This is a genomic window from Pelagivirga sediminicola, assembly GCF_003072125.1.
GTDB lineage: Bacteria > Pseudomonadota > Alphaproteobacteria > Rhodobacterales > Rhodobacteraceae > Roseovarius > Roseovarius sediminicola.
The window spans coordinates 288,006-304,340 of sequence record NZ_QCYH01000001.1 but is presented as its reverse complement, the minus strand read 5'-3'; the positions used below and the strand labels follow the sequence as shown (position 1 = coordinate 304,340).

The following is a 16,335-nucleotide window of genomic DNA, read 5'->3' as shown; positions in this document are numbered from 1 at the left end:
GCGAGCCTGGCCATGGCAGCCAAGGGGGCATGGATGCACGACGCGCGCGACATCGAAACGCTGACCGAGGATGAGGCGCGCGACGAGCTGGCGCAACTGGCCGAGACGCTGCTGCGCGCCAATCGCGAATACCATGGCGAGGACGCGCCGCAGATCAGCGACGCCGAGTATGACCGCCTGAAAGCCCGCAACGCTGCCATCGAGGCGCGGTTTGCCCATCTCAAACGCGCCGACAGCCCCAGCGACGTTGTGGGCGCCGCCCCGTCAGAGGGGTTCGGAAAGGTGGCGCATGCGCAGCGCATGATGTCGCTCGGCAACGCGTTCGAGGCCGCCGAGGTGTCCGAGTTCGATGCGCGCGTGCGCAAGTATCTGGGCCTCGCGGAGGACGCCGCGCTGACCTACACGGCCGAGCCGAAGATCGACGGGCTCAGCCTCAGCCTGCGCTACGAGCAGGGCCGGCTGGTGCAGGCCGCCACGCGCGGCGACGGCACCGTCGGCGAGAACGTGACGGCAAATGCCCGCACCGTCGGCGACATTCCCGGCACGCTGAAGGGCGCGCCCGATATCCTCGAAGTGCGCGGCGAGATCTACATGAGCCACGCCGATTTCGCGGCGCTCAACGTCCGACAGGCCGACGCGGGCGCCAAGACCTTCGCCAACCCCCGCAATGCCGCCGCAGGATCCTTGCGCCAGCTTGACGCCGAGATCACCCGCGCGCGCCCGCTGCGCTTTTTCGCCTATGCCTGGGGCGAGCTCAGCGCGCCGCTCGCGGGCACGCAGATGGAGGCGATCGAGCGGCTGGAGGCGCTGGGATTTGCCACCAACCCGCTGACCGCCCTTTGCGACGGACCGCAAGCCATGATGGAACATTATGCCCTGATCGAACAGCAGCGCGCTAGTCTGGGCTATGACATCGACGGGGTCGTCTACAAGGTCAACGATCTGGATCTGCAGCGCCGCCTTGGCTATCGCAGCACCACGCCCCGCTGGGCCATCGCGCACAAGTTTCCCGCCGAGCTGGCCTGGACGCGGCTGGAGGCGATCGACATCAACGTCGGCCGCACCGGCGCGCTCAGCCCCGTCGCCCGCCTTGCGCCGGTGACCGTGGGCGGCGTCGTGGTCAGCAACGCGACCTTGCACAATGAGGATTATATCGCCGGGCGCGGCGGCGACGGCGCCCCGATCCGCGGCGGCACGGACATCCGCATCGGCGATTGGGTGCAGGTGTATCGCGCGGGCGATGTGATCCCCAAGGTCTCGGATGTGGATCTGTCCCGGCGCCCCGAGGATGCAGCGCCGTTCGCGTTTCCGGGCACATGCCCCGAATGCGGCTCGGACGCGATCCGCGAGGAAGGGGACGCGGTGCGCCGCTGCACGGGAGGTCTGATATGCCCGGCGCAAGCGGTGGAAAAGCTGAAGCATTTCGTCAGTCGCGGCGCGTTCGACATCGAGGGGCTGGGCGCGCGCCAGATCGAGATGTTCTATCATGACGATCATCTGCCCATCCACACGCCCGCCGATATCTTTACGCTGGAGGCGCGCGACCGCACGAACGTGACGAAGCTGGCCAACCGCGACGGCTGGGGCGAGACCAGCGCGCGCAACCTTTTCGCCGCCATTGACGAGCGGCGCCGCGTGCCGCTGCCGCGCCTGATTTTCGCGCTTGGCATCCGGCATGTCGGCGAGGTGGCGGCCGCCGATCTGGCGCGGCATTTCGGCAGTTGGCAGGCGCTGGTGGCGGCGGTCGATGCGGCGGCCCCGGCGGCGGAATGCCATCTGAAGGCCGACGCGGCCGAGGCCGAGGAGCGCCAGCGCGCCGCCGCCGAAGGCCGCCGCGCGCGGATCAAACCGGCGCGCGATGCGGTCTGGGAGGGGGTGGACGCGCGCGCCCAGGCCGCCTGGGCCGACATCACCGGCATCGACGGGATCGGCGCCACCGTCGCGGTCGCGCTGGTGACCGGTTTCGGCCAGACCGCCGAGCGCGCGTCGATCGAACGTCTGGTGCGCGAATTGACGGTCGAGGATTTCGTCTCTGCCGCCACCAGTGCCAGCCCCGTGGCGGGCAAGACGGTGGTGTTCACCGGAACGCTGGAAAAGATGACCCGCGCCGAGGCCAAGGCGCGCGCCGAGGCGCTTGGCGCCAAGGTGTCGGGCAGCGTGTCGGCCAAGACCGACATCCTTGTCGCGGGCCCCGGCGCCGGGTCGAAGGCAACGAAGGCCGCGGATCTGGGCATCCGGACGATGGATGAGGACGCCTGGCTTGCCTTGATCGGCGGCACGTGAGCGGGCCTGCCAAAGGTCGGCCCGAGGCGCTGTTTCCGCTTTTCGCGGATATCGAAACGCTGCCCGGCGTCGGTCCGAAATCGGCCAAGCTGCTGGCGATGCTGCGGATCGAGAAGCCTGTCGATCTGATCTTTACCCTGCCGCAATCGGGCATTGACCGGCGCAAGCGGGCCAGCGTTCAGGGAGCGGATCTGCCCGGCGTCGTGACGGTCGAAGTGACGGTGAGCCAGCACCGGCCGCCCGCCCGGCGCGGCGGCGCCTATCGCGTGACGGCCGAGGATGCGCAGACCACGTTCCAGATCGTGTTCTTCCGCGCGCATGACGAGTATCTGCACAAGGCGCTGCCGATCGGCGCGCGCCGCGTCGTGTCCGGCAAGGTGGAGCTTTTCGACGGCGTCGCGCAGATGGTGCATCCCGACCACATGCTGCCCCCGGCGGAGGCGGGCGACATTCCCGATTTCGAGCCGGTCTATCCGCTGACCGCCGGCCTGACCCAGGGCGCGATCCGCAAGGCCGCTGCCGCGGCGCTGACGCGGTTGCCCGATCTGGCCGAGTGGATCGATCCTGGCCAGAAACGGCAAGAGGGATGGCCCGATTGGGCCGAGGCGGTGCGCCGCGCTCATGCGCCCGAGTCCATGGCGGATCTGGGCGCGACCCATCCCGCACGCGCGCGTCTGGCCTATGACGAGCTGATGGCGCACCAGATCACGCTGGCCCTCGCACGCTCGCAGATGAAGCGGTCAAAGGGGCGCGCGAGCGCGGGCACCGGGCGTTTGCAGGCGCGCGTCCTGGCCGCGCTGCCCTATCGCGCAACCGCGGCGCAGACCCGCGCGATTGCCGAGATTGCCGCCGACATGGCGGGCGGCACGCGCATGAACCGCCTGCTTCAGGGCGATGTCGGCGCCGGCAAGACGCTGGTTGCGCTGAACGCGCTGCTGATCGCGGTCGAGGCCGGAGGGCAGGGCGTGATGATGGCGCCGACCGAGATTTTGGCGCGCCAGCATCTGGAAGGGCTGCGGCCGCTGGCCGAGGCGGCGGGCGTCGTGCTGGAGATCCTGACCGGCCGCGACAAGGGCGCCGAGCGGCGCGCCAAGCTGGAAGCGCTGAAGGCGGGCGATATCCAGATCCTGGTCGGCACGCATGCCGTGTTCCAAAAGGATGTCGAATTCAACGACCTGCGCCTTGCCGTTGTGGACGAACAGCACCGCTTCGGCGTGCGTCAGCGGCTGGAGCTGGGCCGCAAGGGGTCCGCTGTCGATGTGCTGGTGATGACCGCAACGCCCATCCCGCGCAGCCTGAGCCTTGCTCAATATGGCGACATGGACATCAGCGTGCTGGACGAAAAGCCACCGGGGCGCAAACCCATCGCGACGGCGCTGGTCAACATGGCGCGCATGGACGAGGTCGTCGAAAAGCTGCGCCGCGCCATCGCCGAGGGGCGGCAGGCCTACTGGGTCTGCCCGCTGGTCGATGAAAGCGAAGTGAGCGATCTGAGCAGCGCCGAAGAACGCTTTCGCCGCCTGCGCGCCGCGCTTGGCGAGGGGCGCGTCGGGCTGGTGCATGGCCAGATGCCGCCCGAGGACAAGGACGCGGCGATGGCGGCCTTTCAGCGGGGCGAGACCTCGGTTCTGGTGGCGACCACGGTGATCGAGGTGGGGGTGGATGTGCCCAATGCCTCGATCATGGTGATCGAGCGCGCCGAAAGCTTTGGTCTGGCGCAACTACACCAGTTGCGCGGGCGGGTCGGGCGTGGCAGTGCGGCATCGACCTGTCTTCTGATGTATCAGGCGCCATTGAGCGAAGGGGGCGAGCGGCGTCTGTCCACCATGCGTGATACCGAGGACGGATTTCGCATCGCTGAGGTGGATCTGGAGATGCGCGGCGCGGGCGATGTGATCGGGACCGCGCAATCGGGGCTGCCGCGGTTTCGTATCGCCGATCTGGAGGGGCAGACAGCGCTGATGGCGGTGGCGCAAAGCGACGCGCGCAAGCTGCTCTCGGACGATCCGGACCTGACGGGGCCGCGCGGGCAGGCGGCGCGCGTGCTGCTGTGGCTGATGGAGCGGGATCAGGCCATTCGTTTGATTTCAGTGGGTTAGGCTGAAATTCCTGATTTGTTCCTAAATGTTCGTTAAAAGTTCTTTACAAAGGGTTTCTAAAATGAGAACAAAGTAGCAACAAAGCGTTAAGAGGAGGCCATGATGATACACCAGATCAAGACAGCCGCAGCCCGGTCGCATGACACGCTTCTGGGGGATGCCGTCGGGGCCGCCGCGCTGATGGTGATGCTGGTGGGGTGCCTCTATCTTCCCGGATTGACCCAAGGTTTCTGATTTTCCGTTTCTGCCTGCGACATCCCGTGCCTGATCGCGCTGCATCGACTGTCCCAAACTCACGATGCCCGGCGTTAGACTTTGCCTGTCACAAACCGCTCCAGGGCCACCAGCCTTGGTTTGCGCGATCAGGATCCCTCACGGGAACACGCATCCTTCCGCCGCCATCCACTCCGGATGCGCGGCGGTTTTTTTGGCCATGTCAGGTCAGCAGGCCGTCTCCAGCGCCTCGACAGCAGCATCGAGCGACAGCATGATCGACGCGTGGCGATTCTTGTAATCGCGGGCCGGGCGCAGAACCTCGAGATCCTCGAAGGGGGCGGGCGGGGTCGGGCCGTCCTCGGTCAGCATCGATTTCAGCGCATCGCGCGCGGCGCGCACCTCGCTTGCCGTGCGGCCGACGATATGCGCGCCAACCACGCTCGCGGCGGCCTGGCCCAGAGCGCAGGCCTTCACATCTTGGCCAAAATCGGTGATCTTGCCGCCCTCGCAGGTCAGATCCACCGTGACGGTGGACCCGCAAAGCGGCGCGCGGCGGCGCACCGTCGCGCCCGGCGCCTCCAGACGGTGATGGCGCGGAATATCGGCGGCCAGCGCCAGAATTCGGGCAGAATAGAGTTTGATCATGTCGGCATTGGCGGTCATGGCTGGTCCTCGGATGGCTTGGCTCTTAGATAAGGCGCCAGCCGCCAGATGCAAAAGGAAAACCCGATGGAGTTTGACCCCCAAAACCTGACCTACAACGCGCAAGGTCTGATCCCCGCGATCGCGCAGGACGCGGGCACCGGCGAGGTGCTGATGATGGCCTGGATGAATAGCGAAGCGGTCGCGCAGACACTGGCTACGGGGCGCGTCACCTATTGGTCGCGCTCGCGCAGCGCGTTCTGGATCAAGGGCGAGACTTCGGGAAATACCCAGCAATTGCAGGAGTTCCGCGTTGATTGCGACCGCGACTGCCTGCTTCTCAAGGTGATACAGACCGGACCGGCCTGCCATACCGGGCGGCGCAGCTGTTTTTATACATTGGTGCAGGACGGCGCGGAGCGGATCGTGATGGCGCCCGATCCTTAGGTCCGGCGCGTCTCAGGCAAGGTCCAGCATCCGCCGAATATCCTGCGGCGTGGCGCCATTTTCACGGTAAAGCGCGATCGCGCGCGCATCGTCGCGCTTGGCCAGCCGCTTGCCCGCATCGTCGCGGATCAACCGGTGGTGGTGATACTCGGGGGTCGGCAGCCGCAGAAGGCGCTGAAGGATCACGTGAATCGCCGTTGCATCGAACAGATCCGCGCCGCGGGTGACGCAAGTGATGCCCTGCTGCGCGTCGTCAAGGACGACGGAAAGGTGATAGGACGTCCCCATCGCCGGACGCGCCAGCACGATATCGCCGATCTCGGTCAGGATCCGGTTCGATGAGGTCTGGACCAGCCCGGTGTGCTGCGGCGTGCCGCTTCCGGTCTCGACGAAAGCGGGAGATGCCTCGTCCACGGCGGTCATCGCGGCGCGCATGTCGAGACGCAGCGCGCTGTCCGGCGGCGGCGCGGCGTTTTCCGGCTGCCAGCCCTGCGGCGGCCTGCAGGTTCCCGGATAGATGACACCGTCCGGGCCGGTCATCGGCGCGCCTTCCTGCGGGGCCGATGCCGAGGCGGCGATGTCGCGGCGCGTGCAACTGCACGGGTAGAGCAACCCGCGCTGCCAAAGATCGTCAATCGCACGGCGATAGACCGGCATCCGCTCGGACTGGCGCATCACGGGGCGCGGCCAGTCGAGGCCAAGCCAGATGAGATCATTGAATATCTGCGCCTCCCATTGCGGGCGGCTGCGCGATTGGTCGATATCCTCGATGCGCAGCAGGAAGGTGCCGCCGCCCTTCGCGGCCAGATCATGCGCGAGGATGGCCGAATACGCATGGCCAAGGTGCAGCGGGCCGGTCGGGGATGGTGCAAATCGGGTCGTTATCAACATTTAATAACAAAGTCTTGTGGATGAATATTAAACCACTGCATGAGCAACCAGACTTGCCGCTGGACAGTCACTTCACTGCGCGCCGACGGTTTGCGGCGCCAGCCAATCCTGCCAGGCGGATTTGGCGCGATCCGTATAGGCCTTGTAGCGGTCCATCCGCCCGCGACGCCCGCCTTTGAGCCCTTCGACGGGGCGGAACAGGCCGAAGTTGATGTTCATCGGCTGAAATGTCTTGGCCTCGGCGCCGCCGGTGATGTGATGGATCAGCGCGCCCATGGCGCTGTCCTGCGGCGGGCTGGGCAGGGGGCTGCCAAGGATCTCGGCGGCGGCGAGGCGTCCGGCCAGAAGGCCCATCGCGGCGGATTCGACATAGCCCTCCACGCCGGTAATCTGCCCGGCAAAGCGGATATGCGGGTGCGCGCGCCAGCGCATCTGGCCGTCCAGCAGGGTGGGCGAGTTCAGAAAGGTATTGCGATGGATGCCGCCCAGCCGCGCAAAGCGGGCATTCTCAAGCCCCGGTATCATGCGCAGCACGTCAGCCTGCGCGCCGTATTTCATTTTAGTCTGGAATCCCACGATGTTATAGAGCGTTCCTAACGCATTGTCCCGGCGCAGCTGAACCACCGCCCACGGCTTGACCTCGGGCTGGTGGAGATTGGTCAGGCCGACCGGCTTCATCGGGCCGTGGCGCAATGTCTCGCGGCCGCGCTCGGCCATCACTTCGATCGGCAGGCAGCCGTCGAAATACTGCGCCGTCTCGCCCTCGTGAAACTCGGTCTTGTCGGCGGCAAGAAGCGCGTCGATGAAGGCGTCATAGGTAGCGCGGTCCATCGGGCAGTTGAGATATGCGGTGCGCTCTTCCTCGGTCTCGCCCTTGTCATAGCGCGACTGCATCCAGGCCTTGGACATGTCGATGCTGTCATGATGCACGATGGGCGCGATCGCGTCGAAAAAGGCCAGCGCGTCGGTGCCCGTGCGCGCCGCGATGGCCTGCCCGAGCGCCGCGGAGGTCAGCGGCCCGGTGGCGATGATCCACTGTCCGCCCGCCGTAATTTCGGTGATTTCCTCGCCCGATATCGTGATGTTGGGATGCGCGCGAAGCGTCGCCGTGACGCTGGCTGCAAAAGGATCGCGGTCAACGGCCAATGCGCCGCCGGCGGGCAGGCGGTGTTCGTCCGCCGCCTGCATGATCAGCCCGCCTGCCGCGCGCATTTCCCAATGCAGCAGGCCGACGGCGTTCTGTTCGTCATCATCGGAGCGGAACGAGTTGGAGCACACCATTTCCGCCAGATCGCCCGTGCGATGCGCGAATGTGCCGGTCTTGGGCCGCATTTCGTGGATCACGACCTGCACGCCCATGCGGGCGGCCTGCCACGCGGCCTCCGCCCCGGCCATGCCACCGCCAACGATGTTCAATATCTGTGTCATGCTGCGGCAGATAGTGCATCGGCGCCGCGTTGGGAAGGGCCGGTGCAACGGCCAGCGGCTTGATGGGATTTATGGAAAAGCAAGTTCGGGTCACCGCGCCAGCCAAGTCTGCGACCAGAGAGAGGCTGGCCTTGGAGGGACATGACGGTGGCGGCGGTGACCCAAAATCTGAATTCAGGTTAGCCCTGAAAAACGCAGGCGGAAAGCGAAACCTGCAAGATTGAGGCGGAAAAACGGCAAATGTGCAGAAATTGGGGCAGGATATTGCAGACAATCCGGGGCATCTGCGAAAACTGGCGCGCATTTCGCGACAATCAACCGGGCGCGCGCAACCTGAGCGGGTGCGGCGCGCCGAATCGATGGGTTACTGCGTCCATTCCGGCTTTCGCTTGTCCAGAAATGCCGCAATTCCCTCGGCGGTGTTTTCCATCATCATATTCCGGGTCATCACGTCGCCGGTATGCAGATACGCCTGTTCCAGCGGCATCTCGAGCTGCTCGTAAAACGCCCGCTTGCCGATCCGCACCGCGCCCGCCAGCTTTTCGGCCACGGTCTGTGCGAGGGCCATCGTCTCGGCCTCCAGCGCCTCGGCGGGCACGGCGCGGTTGATCAGCCCCAGCTCGCAGGCGCGCGCCGTGTCGATGAACGCGCCGGTGGTCAGCATCTCGAACGCCTGTTTGCGCGGGACATTCCGGCTGAGCGCGACCATGGGGGTGGAGCAGAACAGCCCGATATTCACGCCATTGACACCAAAGCGCGTCCCCTCGGCCGCCACGGCCATGTCGCATGACGCAACCAGTTGGCAGCCCGCGGCGGTGGCGATGCCATGCGCCTGCGCGATGACGGGTTGGGGCAGGGCCCTTATGGCCATCATGACCGCGCCGCAACGATTGAAAAGATCGCGAAAATAGGCCTGCCCGCCATCTTCGGCGGCGCGCCCGGCGGTCATTTCCTTCAGGTCATGGCCCGCGCAGAACACCTTGCCCGCGCCGGCCAGTATGACGGCGCGGATGCCCTGATCCTCGGACAGCGCGGCCAGATGGTCCGCGAGCGCCGTCAGCATGTCGTCGCTGAGCGCGTTGAGCCGCTCGGGGCTGTTGAGGGTCAGGCGGGCCACGGCCCCCGTGTCCTGGCGCTCGATCATCGGCATCTTGTCACTCCCTTGTTTGTCGGATCATCTGTAACCCTCGCAGTTTGAGGAGGAAAGCATGGTGTTGAAGATGTCCGTCGCCGATCTTGAGGCTTTCATGCGGGACGAATTTCCGCAAGTCGCGCAGGATTTCACCGTCGAGGCGGCGGCGCCCATGCGCCTGACCCTGCGGCTGAACGTCGGCGAGCGGCACCTGCGCCCCGGCGGCACGGTATCGGGTCCGGCCATTTTCGCGCTGGCCGATGTAGGGGTCTATCTAGCCGTGCTCAGCATGATCGGGCCGCAAGCCCTGGCCGTGACGACGAATTGCAGCCTCGATTTCATGCGAAAACCGGTGGCGGGCGCCGACCTTTTGGCCGATGTGCGGCTGCTGAAGCTGGGGCGCGTTCTGGCCGTGGGCGATGTGCTGATCCGGTCGGATGGCGCCGAGGCGCCCGCGGCGCGCGCCAGCATGACCTATTCCATTCCGCCCGCGCGGCAGGGATAATGCGCCGGATTTGGGCCGCCGCGCCGCTACTGCCATGGGGTATTATGATACCTATTTTGTAACGAATTGGAATCGCATCATAAATTCGAGATCACGCGCATTGACGCGGCGCGCGCAGCCTATATAACCCGCCCATCACCACCGGGATGGCAGACACGTCATCCCAATGCGGCAAAATAGGGTTCTCCTGACATGAAGACATTCTCTGCGACACCGGCAGATATCGACAAGAAATGGATCATGATCGACGCCGATGGCGTCGTTCTTGGCCGTCTTGCGTCGATCATCGCCATGCGCCTGCGCGGCAAGCACAAGGCCAGCTTTACGCCCCATATGGATATGGGCGACAACGTCATCGTCATCAACGCCGACAAGGTCCAGCTGACCGGCAAGAAGCGTGACAAGCCGAATTACTGGCACACGGGCCATCCGGGCGGCATCAAGTCGCGCACCACGGGCGAGATCCTCGAGGGCAAGTATCCCGAGCGCGTCGTCATGCAGGCGGTCAAGCGCATGCTGCCGGGCAACACGCTGGCCCGCACGCAGATGACCAACCTGCGCGTCTATGCAGGCGCCGAGCATCCCCACGAGGCCCAGAGCCCCGAGGTGCTGGACGTCAAGAACATGAACTCCAAGAATACGCGGGTGGCATACTGATGGCTGACGAAATCAACTCCCTCGAAGATCTGCAGGCGGTCGCATCGGGCACCCCCCAGGTCGAAGCCGCCCCGCGCGAGCCGGTCCGCGACGAGCTGGGCCGTTCCTATGCCACGGGCAAGCGCAAGGACGCGGTCGCCCGCGTCTGGATCAAGCCCGGATCAGGCAAGGTCACGGTCAACGGCAAGGAAATGAAGGTCTATTTCGCGCGTCCGGTTCTGCAGATGATCCTGCGCCAGCCCTTCTCGATTTCGGGCACCGAAGACCAGTTTGACGTGATGGCAACGGTCGTCGGCGGAGGCCTGTCGGGCCAGGCCGGCGCGGTCAAGCACGGCATCTCGAAGGCGCTGCAGCTCTATGATCCGTCCTTGCGCGGCGCGCTGAAGGCGGCAGGTTTCCTGACCCGCGACAGCCGCGTTGTCGAGCGCAAGAAATACGGCCGCGCCAAGGCACGCAAGAGCTTCCAGTTCTCCAAGCGCTAATTGGCTGGATGAACCGGACATCAAGGGCGCGGCGGGACACCGCGGCGCCCTTTTCCGTCTGTCATGGACGGTGAGCCAGTCCCCCACATTCGAGAATTCCCATGCGATATCGCCCCGAAATAGACGGATTGCGTGCCGTTGCCGTCGTTCCGGTCATTCTGTTTCACGCAGGTTTTTCGGCTTTTTCCGGCGGTTACGTAGGTGTGGATGTTTTTTTCGTGATCAGCGGCTATCTGATAACGACGATCCTCATATCAGACCGCGAGGCCGGCACCTATTCGCTGCTTGGCTTTTACGAGCGGCGTGCGCGGCGCATCCTGCCCGCGCTTTTTTTCGTCATGGTCTGCACCATCCCCTTTGCGTGGCGCTGGATCTCGCCCGAACAGTTCGAGGATTACGCCCGCAGCCAGGCCTTTGCCGCGCTGTTCATATCGAACGTGCATTTTCTGGAAAACTCCGGCTATTACGACATCGCTTCAGGCTTTCGTCCGCTTCTGCATACCTGGAGCCTTGCAGTGTAAGAGCAGTATTACATGCTGTTCCCGCTCGTCCTTTTGCCGCTGGGCGTGTTTGTGCGGCGGCGGTTCCTTGCCGTCTTCCTGATTCTCGCCGCACTGTCGCTGGCACTGGCCGAATGGGGCTCGCGCAACTATCCGTCCGAGAATTTTTATTTCACATTCTCACGTCTTTGGGAAATCCTGTCAGGCTCGATCTGCGCCGCGATCCTTTTTCGCCGCGCGCAGATGAGCAACGATGCGCTGGCCTTTGTCGGCCTTGCGATGATCGTGGCGAGCATCGTGCTCTACACCTCTGAAGTGCCGTTTCCGTCGCTCTATACGCTCTTGCCCGTCGTCGGATCGATGCTGATCACCCTTTTCGCCGACTCGAAGACATGGACGGTCCGGCTGCTGAGTGTGCGCCCGATGGTGGTGATGGGGATACTCAGTTACAGCGCCTATCTTTGGCATCAGCCGCTTTTTGCCTTTGCGCGCATCCGCAGCCTGAGTGAGCCGTCCCTGTGGCTGATGTCGGCGCTTGCCGTGGCGACCCTGATGCTGGCCTGGCTGACCGTTCGCTATGTCGAGGCGCCGTTTCGCCGGCGAACGTTGCTACCCCGGCGCCGCGGCATGTTGACTGCAAGCGCGGCGAGCATCGCGGCGATCGCCGGATTCGGCTTTGTCGGGGATGAAAATGGCGGCTTTCCCTCCCGCGTGAAAGAGGCCATGCCGGGCTATCTGACCGCCCTCTATGAGGGTCTTACTGATTACGAGGTCGATGCCAGTTGCAAAGATGGCGAAGCGAATGGGGTTGATCGCCCCCTTTGCACCGTTTTTCCGGCAAAAGGAGAAACGCACAAGCTTGCGGTGATGGGCGACAGCCATGCTTGGAGCTTGTCACCCGCTTTTGCCACATTGCCCGAGGCACGCGGGGTGACGGTCCTGCTTGGTGCCACCGGTGCGTGTCCGCCGCTGCTGGGGGTCTACCGCGTAAAGGGGGACGCGCCGGCCATTGAATGCCACGACTTTGCTCAGGCAGCGGCGCGCGAAGTGGTCAAACAGGGCGTTGAAACAGTTGTTCTTGGCGGTCGCTGGAGCCTCTATGTATCGGGGGAGTTCGGCAGTGACCGGGTGTCACACGGCCTCAGCCCGACCCCGGGGCCGCGCTTTATGAGTACGGCTGAACGTCAGGCAGGCCTGGCGCAGGCGTTGAAGGACACGATCGCATTCTATCGCGATGCGGGCATTCGCGTGATTCTGGTCGAAGAGGTGCCTCTGCAGTGGGTTCGCGCTGATGAAACCGTGGCGCGCGCGATTCTTTTGCGTCTGGACGACGAGACAAGCCGCCAGATGTTCCGCGACAGCTATGTCAGCCGCACGCAAAGCGACGCGCTTCAGCAACCGGCGCGCCGCGTGCTGAACGAGGTTGCCGAGGAGACCGGCGTCGAGGTGATCCGGCTCTTGGATTATTTCGTGGAGGGGGACCAGTATGTCTGGCTTCGTGATGAAGATGTGCTTTACACCGACAGCAATCATTTGTCGGTGAACGGCGCGCTCGCCATGACGCCCTTTGTTGAGTCGGTTCTCGTCCCGCGCTGATCACTCAACAGGCAGCAGCCCCAGCCCTCGCAGATAAATCCCGATCCCGCTCTCCAGCAGATCCTCGGGTGCGAACGGGCTGGCACTGCCGGGCGCGCCGCGCGCGAAAAGCTCGACCACGCCGTGGCTCATCGCCCAGATATGGGCCGAAAACATCGCGGCGGGGGGCCGGTTTTCGGGCGGGATATGCTCGGACAATTGCTTGGCCGCCTGCTCCAGCACGGCGCGCGCGGCAAGGGCGGCGGCGGCCAGTTCGGGCGTGCGGTTGACCGAAATGCCGCTTTCGAACATGGCGATGTAATGGCCCGGATGCTTGCGCGCAAAGGCCAGATAGGCGCGCCCCGTCGCCTCGAACGCGGCCAGCGCCGAGGGCTGGCCGGAGCGATAGGCAAATTCCATCAGCGCGCCGAACATCTCGTAGCCCTGAAGGGCGGCTTCGGCGATCAGATCGTCGCGCCCCGCAAAGTGGCGATAGACGGCGGCAGGGGTGACGCCCGCCTGCTTGGCGGCCTCCGACAGTGTGAAGCCGGCCGGACCCTTGGCCTCGATCAGGTCCAGCGCTGCCTCGACCAGCGCCTGGCGCAGGTTGCCGTGATGATAGCCGCGCTTAGACATCTGCGCCCTCGGCCGGGGACCAGATTTCCGGCCCGGCGCTGATATGCGGATCTATTGCGCCGACAGCCTCCACATCCTTATTCTCGTAAGGCACCGCGCTCAGAACCCGCCGGATTGCGGCGATGCGCGCGCGGCGTTTGTCATCGGCGCGGATGATGGTCCAGGGCGCGTGCTCGCTGTGGGTGCGCTCCAGCGTGCTGGTGATCGCGGCGGAATATTCATCCCATTTCTTGAGGCCCTCCACATCGATCCAGCTCAGCTTCCACTGCTTGAGCGGATCGCGCTCGCGGCCCAGGATGCGGCGCAACTGCTCGGCGCGCCCGACGTTCAGCCAGATCTTGATCAGGGTGATCCCGTCCTGCACCAGCATCGTCTCGAAGGCGGGAGCCTGATCGAAGAACAAATCGCGCTCGGAGGGGGTGCAAAATCCGAAGACCGTCTCGACCACGCCGCGGTTATACCAGCTGCGATCATAGCAGACGATTTCCCCGGCGGCGGGCAGGTGATCGATGTAGCGCTGGAAATACCATTGCGTCCGCTCGATGTCGGATGGTTTGGGCAGCGCGACGACACGCGCGCCGCGAGGATTAAGATGCTCCTGCAAACGCTTGATCGTGCCGCCTTTTCCGGCGGCATCCCTGCCTTCGAATACCACGGCGATCCGCGCGCCCGAGGCTTTGGCCCAGGATTGCATCTTGACCAGTTCGATCTGCATCGCCGTCAGTTGCGCCTGATAGGACTTGCGGCCCAGCCGCTTGGCATAGGGGTAATCCTCGCCGAGGATGTGGTCCTTTCCGGCCGCGCGGATCGCCTCGCGGATCGCGGCGGGGGCGCCGTGCTGGAAAAAGGCGCTGATCGCGCCGTCAAAGGGAAGGGTCATCTGCCGCACCTCGCTTGCGCCTGCCGTGGCCAGTATGGGCCGGGCGCGCGGCGGGTGCAATCAACCGCCACGCTGTACCGCGCGGGTGGCTGCGCGGTCGATCGCGTCGATGACGGCCTGTTGTGCGACCTGATGGGTCATATGGCCAATACCGGGCAGGCGCGTCAGCACGGCGCCTTCGATCTGATGCACCAGCTTTTCGGAATGGATCTGCAGGCCGACAGTGGTGTCGGCGATGCCGTGAACGATCTCGGTCGGCACGGTTATATCTCCGTAGAGCGGAATCAGATCCTTGATTTCGCTCAAAAGATTTGCGCGCTGATCGGCGTTGGCGCGCAGCGATACGCGGCGCAGTGTCAACGGCGCGCCCAGATATTCCGCATATCCCTTTGGCGCTTTTTGGGGTGCGAACACGGCCTCGACAGCGTTCTCGACAACCGATTTCGGCACGAAAGCGGTGATGAGCGGCACGATCAACGCCTGTCCCCAGCGCGACGAGGTGACATCATAGAAGGTGCCCAGCCCCGTATCCCAAGTGTTCGACGGGGCAGAGGCCAAAACCAGCGCCGCCAGATCCTCGGGATAATGCGCGGCCCAGGCCAGCGCGACAGCGCCGCCATAGCTTTGGCCCATGACGATCGGGCGCTCGGCGCCGAGCTGCCGCGCGGTATCGCGCAAAAGCGCGGCTTGCTGCGTCAGCGTCGCGCCGGTGGCGTTCAGCCTGTCCGTATAGCCAAGGCCGGGCCGGTCGATCACGATCACGCGGTAGCGTTCGGCAAGGCGCGGGGCGAGTGAAAAGGTCATGTCGCGCGTGTTGCCGCTGGCCCCGTGGATCAGCACCAGATCGGGGCCGGTGCCCATGACAACCGCATGAACCTGCCGGCCGCCCACATCCAGAAGCCGGCCCTCGGGCGGGAAATCACGCGTGGCCTGCGTCTCTCGCATCGATGCGGAAATCTGGACGACCGCGACAAGGATTGCGAGGAAAAATGCGAGATATATCATGTATCTAAGCAGATTTTTCGGTCCCGATGGCGGTCATGTCATAGGGCGTCGTCTGATAAATCTGCGAGATCCAGTTGCCATAGAGCAGATGCGCATGGCTGCGCCAGCGGTTGCGCGGCATGAGCGCGGGATCGTCGCCCGGATAGTAGTTGCAGGGCACGTTGATGGGGATGCCCGCGGCGATATCGCGATCATATTCCTGCTTCAGCGTGTCGCTGTCATACTCGAAATGGTTGAACACATAGAGCGCGCGATGGCCCTGATCCTCGACCAGGCAGGGGCCCACCTCGGCGCTGTGCAGCAATGTCTCCAGCCCCGGCGCCGCGTCGATTTCCGCCTTGCGCATCTCGGTCCAGCGGCTGACCGGAACGACCATATCATCGGAGAACCCGCGCAGGTAGGGGGAGGCAGTGTTCATGTTGTCGTGGCGAAAACAGCCGAAGGCCTTGGCGTTCAGCATATGTTTCTGCACACCGTGAAAATGGTTGATCATCGCCATCCCGCCCCAGCAGACGCCGAAGGTGGAATGGACATGGGTCTGCGTCCAGTCGAAGACGCGCTGCAGCTCGTCCCAATAGGTCACCTGCGTGAACTCCAGATGCTCGATCGGCGCGCCCGTGATGATGAGGCCGTCAAATTTCTCTTGCGACGCATAGACTTCGGCAAAGGAGCGATAGAATGTTTCCATGTGGTCGATCGCGGTATTCCGGGCCTGATGCTCGGTCATGCGAATGAGGCTCAGCTCGATCTGCAGCGGCGTCGCGCCGATCAGGCGGGCGAACTGGTTCTCGGTCTGGATCTTCTTCGGCATCAGGTTCAGCAGCCCGATCCGGAGCGGGCGGATATCCTGCCGCGAGGCCTGATCCTCGTCCATGACCATGACGCCTTCGCGCGTGAGCACGTCATAGGCGGGCAGGTCGGAGGGGATCTTGATGGGCATTGCGGTCAGCTCCAAGC

17 protein-coding genes are annotated in these 16,335 nt (G+C 64.6%); 9 read left to right on the top strand and 8 right to left on the bottom strand.

Annotation, left to right across the window (positions count from 1 at the left end; genetic code table 11):
• Nucleotides 1-33: 33 nt before the first annotated feature.
• The 3 genes from ligA to DC366_RS20430 all read left to right on the top strand — a co-directional run bounded on the left by ligA (nucleotide 34) and on the right by DC366_RS20430 (nucleotide 4,616).
• Nucleotides 34-2,283 (top strand): NAD-dependent DNA ligase LigA, encoded by a 2,250-nt coding sequence (gene ligA / locus DC366_RS01420; protein ID WP_108690802.1) that lies wholly within the window; start codon nucleotides 34-36, stop codon nucleotides 2,281-2,283.
• Nucleotides 2,280-4,382: an ATP-dependent DNA helicase RecG gene (recG, locus tag DC366_RS01415; protein WP_108690395.1), complete on the top strand. Its 2,103-nt coding sequence runs from the start codon at nucleotides 2,280-2,282 to the stop codon at nucleotides 4,380-4,382. The genes ligA and recG overlap by 4 nt, the downstream gene beginning before the upstream one ends.
• A 99-nt stretch (nucleotides 4,383-4,481) precedes the next feature.
• A complete protein-coding gene (locus tag DC366_RS20430; protein WP_279305751.1) occupies nucleotides 4,482-4,616 on the top strand; it encodes a hypothetical protein in 135 nt (44 codons plus the stop codon).
• 207 nt (nucleotides 4,617-4,823) lie between these two features.
• On the opposite strand, the gene DC366_RS01410 is transcribed toward DC366_RS20430, so the two are convergent.
• A complete protein-coding gene (locus DC366_RS01410; RefSeq protein WP_108690394.1) occupies nucleotides 4,824-5,261 on the bottom strand; it encodes an iron-sulfur cluster assembly scaffold protein in 438 nt (145 codons plus the stop codon).
• Nucleotides 5,262-5,327: 66 nt separating this feature from the next.
• On the opposite strand from DC366_RS01410, the gene hisI reads away from it, so the two are divergent.
• The gene (gene hisI, locus DC366_RS01405; protein ID WP_108690801.1) at nucleotides 5,328-5,687 is read left to right on the top strand and encodes a phosphoribosyl-AMP cyclohydrolase; all 360 of its coding nucleotides are present in this window, start codon (nucleotides 5,328-5,330) and stop codon (nucleotides 5,685-5,687) included.
• A 12-nt stretch (nucleotides 5,688-5,699) separates the two neighbouring features.
• On the opposite strand, the gene gluQRS is transcribed toward hisI, so the two are convergent.
• From gluQRS to DC366_RS01390, 3 genes are all read right to left on the bottom strand, one after another.
• Nucleotides 5,700-6,578, bottom strand: coding sequence for a tRNA glutamyl-Q(34) synthetase GluQRS (gene gluQRS / locus DC366_RS01400; RefSeq protein ID WP_108690393.1), 879 nt, complete (start codon nucleotides 6,576-6,578; stop codon nucleotides 5,700-5,702).
• A gap of 72 nt (nucleotides 6,579-6,650) precedes the next feature.
• Nucleotides 6,651-8,006, bottom strand: a complete 1,356-nt coding sequence (trmFO, locus tag DC366_RS01395; RefSeq protein WP_108690392.1) for a methylenetetrahydrofolate--tRNA-(uracil(54)-C(5))-methyltransferase (FADH(2)-oxidizing) TrmFO — start codon at nucleotides 8,004-8,006, stop codon at nucleotides 6,651-6,653.
• Nucleotides 8,007-8,370: 364 nt separating this feature from the next.
• Entirely contained in the window at nucleotides 8,371-9,156 is a 786-nt protein-coding gene (locus DC366_RS01390) for an enoyl-CoA hydratase (protein WP_108690391.1), read from the bottom strand.
• Between the two features lie 58 nt (nucleotides 9,157-9,214).
• On the opposite strand from DC366_RS01390, the gene DC366_RS01385 reads away from it, so the two are divergent.
• The 5 genes from DC366_RS01385 to DC366_RS01365 all read left to right on the top strand — a co-directional run bounded on the left by DC366_RS01385 (nucleotide 9,215) and on the right by DC366_RS01365 (nucleotide 12,878).
• Entirely contained in the window at nucleotides 9,215-9,643 is a 429-nt protein-coding gene (locus tag DC366_RS01385; RefSeq protein WP_108690390.1) for a PaaI family thioesterase, read from the top strand.
• Between the two features lie 192 nt (nucleotides 9,644-9,835).
• On the top strand, nucleotides 9,836-10,300 hold the full coding sequence (rplM, locus tag DC366_RS01380) for a 50S ribosomal protein L13 (RefSeq protein ID WP_108690389.1): 465 nt from the start codon (nucleotides 9,836-9,838) through the stop codon (nucleotides 10,298-10,300).
• Nucleotides 10,300-10,782: a 30S ribosomal protein S9 gene (gene rpsI / locus DC366_RS01375; RefSeq protein ID WP_108690388.1), complete on the top strand. Its 483-nt coding sequence runs from the start codon at nucleotides 10,300-10,302 to the stop codon at nucleotides 10,780-10,782. The genes rplM and rpsI overlap by 1 nt, the downstream gene beginning before the upstream one ends.
• 101 nt (nucleotides 10,783-10,883) lie before the next feature.
• Nucleotides 10,884-11,303 (top strand): acyltransferase family protein, encoded by a 420-nt coding sequence (locus tag DC366_RS01370; protein WP_108690387.1) that lies wholly within the window; start codon nucleotides 10,884-10,886, stop codon nucleotides 11,301-11,303.
• Between the two features lie 12 nt (nucleotides 11,304-11,315).
• Complete coding sequence (locus tag DC366_RS01365) at nucleotides 11,316-12,878, top strand: acyltransferase family protein (RefSeq protein WP_108690386.1); 1,563 nt, start codon at nucleotides 11,316-11,318, stop codon at nucleotides 12,876-12,878.
• On the opposite strand, the gene DC366_RS01360 is transcribed toward DC366_RS01365, so the two are convergent.
• Genes DC366_RS01360 through metA form a run of 4 tightly spaced genes read right to left on the bottom strand, consistent with a single transcriptional unit; the run spans nucleotide 12,879 to nucleotide 16,318 of the window.
• Entirely contained in the window at nucleotides 12,879-13,493 is a 615-nt protein-coding gene (locus DC366_RS01360) for a TetR/AcrR family transcriptional regulator (RefSeq protein ID WP_108690385.1), read from the bottom strand.
• Nucleotides 13,486-14,373, bottom strand: a complete 888-nt coding sequence (gene ppk2 / locus DC366_RS01355) for a polyphosphate kinase 2 (RefSeq protein WP_108690800.1) — start codon at nucleotides 14,371-14,373, stop codon at nucleotides 13,486-13,488. Before ppk2 ends, DC366_RS01360 begins: the two co-directional genes overlap by 8 nt.
• A 60-nt stretch (nucleotides 14,374-14,433) precedes the next feature.
• Entirely contained in the window at nucleotides 14,434-15,378 is a 945-nt protein-coding gene (locus DC366_RS01350; protein WP_108690384.1) for an alpha/beta fold hydrolase, read from the bottom strand.
• 4 nt (nucleotides 15,379-15,382) lie between these two features.
• Nucleotides 15,383-16,318: a homoserine O-acetyltransferase MetA gene (gene metA / locus DC366_RS01345; protein WP_108690799.1), complete on the bottom strand. Its 936-nt coding sequence runs from the start codon at nucleotides 16,316-16,318 to the stop codon at nucleotides 15,383-15,385.
• Nucleotides 16,319-16,335 lie beyond the last annotated feature (17 nt).

What these genes read in the sequence shown, in the direction of transcription:
- DC366_RS01410 (WP_108690394.1), bottom strand. Translation starts at nt 5,261, where the DNA reads ATGACCGCCAATGCCGACATGATCAAACTCTATTCTGCCCGAATTCTG.
- rpsI (WP_108690388.1), top strand. Translation starts at nt 10,300, where the DNA reads ATGGCTGACGAAATCAACTCCCTCGAAGATCTGCAGGCGGTCGCATCG.
- ppk2 (WP_108690800.1), bottom strand. Translation starts at nt 14,373, where the DNA reads ATGACCCTTCCCTTTGACGGCGCGATCAGCGCCTTTTTCCAGCACGGC.
- DC366_RS01385 (WP_108690390.1), top strand. Translation starts at nt 9,215, where the DNA reads ATGGTGTTGAAGATGTCCGTCGCCGATCTTGAGGCTTTCATGCGGGAC.
- hisI (WP_108690801.1), top strand. Translation starts at nt 5,328, where the DNA reads ATGGAGTTTGACCCCCAAAACCTGACCTACAACGCGCAAGGTCTGATC.
- rplM (WP_108690389.1), top strand. Translation starts at nt 9,836, where the DNA reads ATGAAGACATTCTCTGCGACACCGGCAGATATCGACAAGAAATGGATC.
- trmFO (WP_108690392.1), bottom strand. Translation starts at nt 8,006, where the DNA reads ATGACACAGATATTGAACATCGTTGGCGGTGGCATGGCCGGGGCGGAG.
- DC366_RS01390 (WP_108690391.1), bottom strand. Translation starts at nt 9,156, where the DNA reads ATGCCGATGATCGAGCGCCAGGACACGGGGGCCGTGGCCCGCCTGACC.
- metA (WP_108690799.1), bottom strand. Translation starts at nt 16,318, where the DNA reads ATGCCCATCAAGATCCCCTCCGACCTGCCCGCCTATGACGTGCTCACG.
- gluQRS (WP_108690393.1), bottom strand. Translation starts at nt 6,578, where the DNA reads ATGTTGATAACGACCCGATTTGCACCATCCCCGACCGGCCCGCTGCAC.
- ligA (WP_108690802.1), top strand. Translation starts at nt 34, where the DNA reads ATGCACGACGCGCGCGACATCGAAACGCTGACCGAGGATGAGGCGCGC.
- DC366_RS01350 (WP_108690384.1), bottom strand. Translation starts at nt 15,378, where the DNA reads ATGATATATCTCGCATTTTTCCTCGCAATCCTTGTCGCGGTCGTCCAG.
- DC366_RS01365 (WP_108690386.1), top strand. Translation starts at nt 11,316, where the DNA reads ATGCTGTTCCCGCTCGTCCTTTTGCCGCTGGGCGTGTTTGTGCGGCGG.
- DC366_RS01360 (WP_108690385.1), bottom strand. Translation starts at nt 13,493, where the DNA reads ATGTCTAAGCGCGGCTATCATCACGGCAACCTGCGCCAGGCGCTGGTC.
- DC366_RS20430 (WP_279305751.1), top strand. Translation starts at nt 4,482, where the DNA reads ATGATGATACACCAGATCAAGACAGCCGCAGCCCGGTCGCATGACACG.
- DC366_RS01370 (WP_108690387.1), top strand. Translation starts at nt 10,884, where the DNA reads ATGCGATATCGCCCCGAAATAGACGGATTGCGTGCCGTTGCCGTCGTT.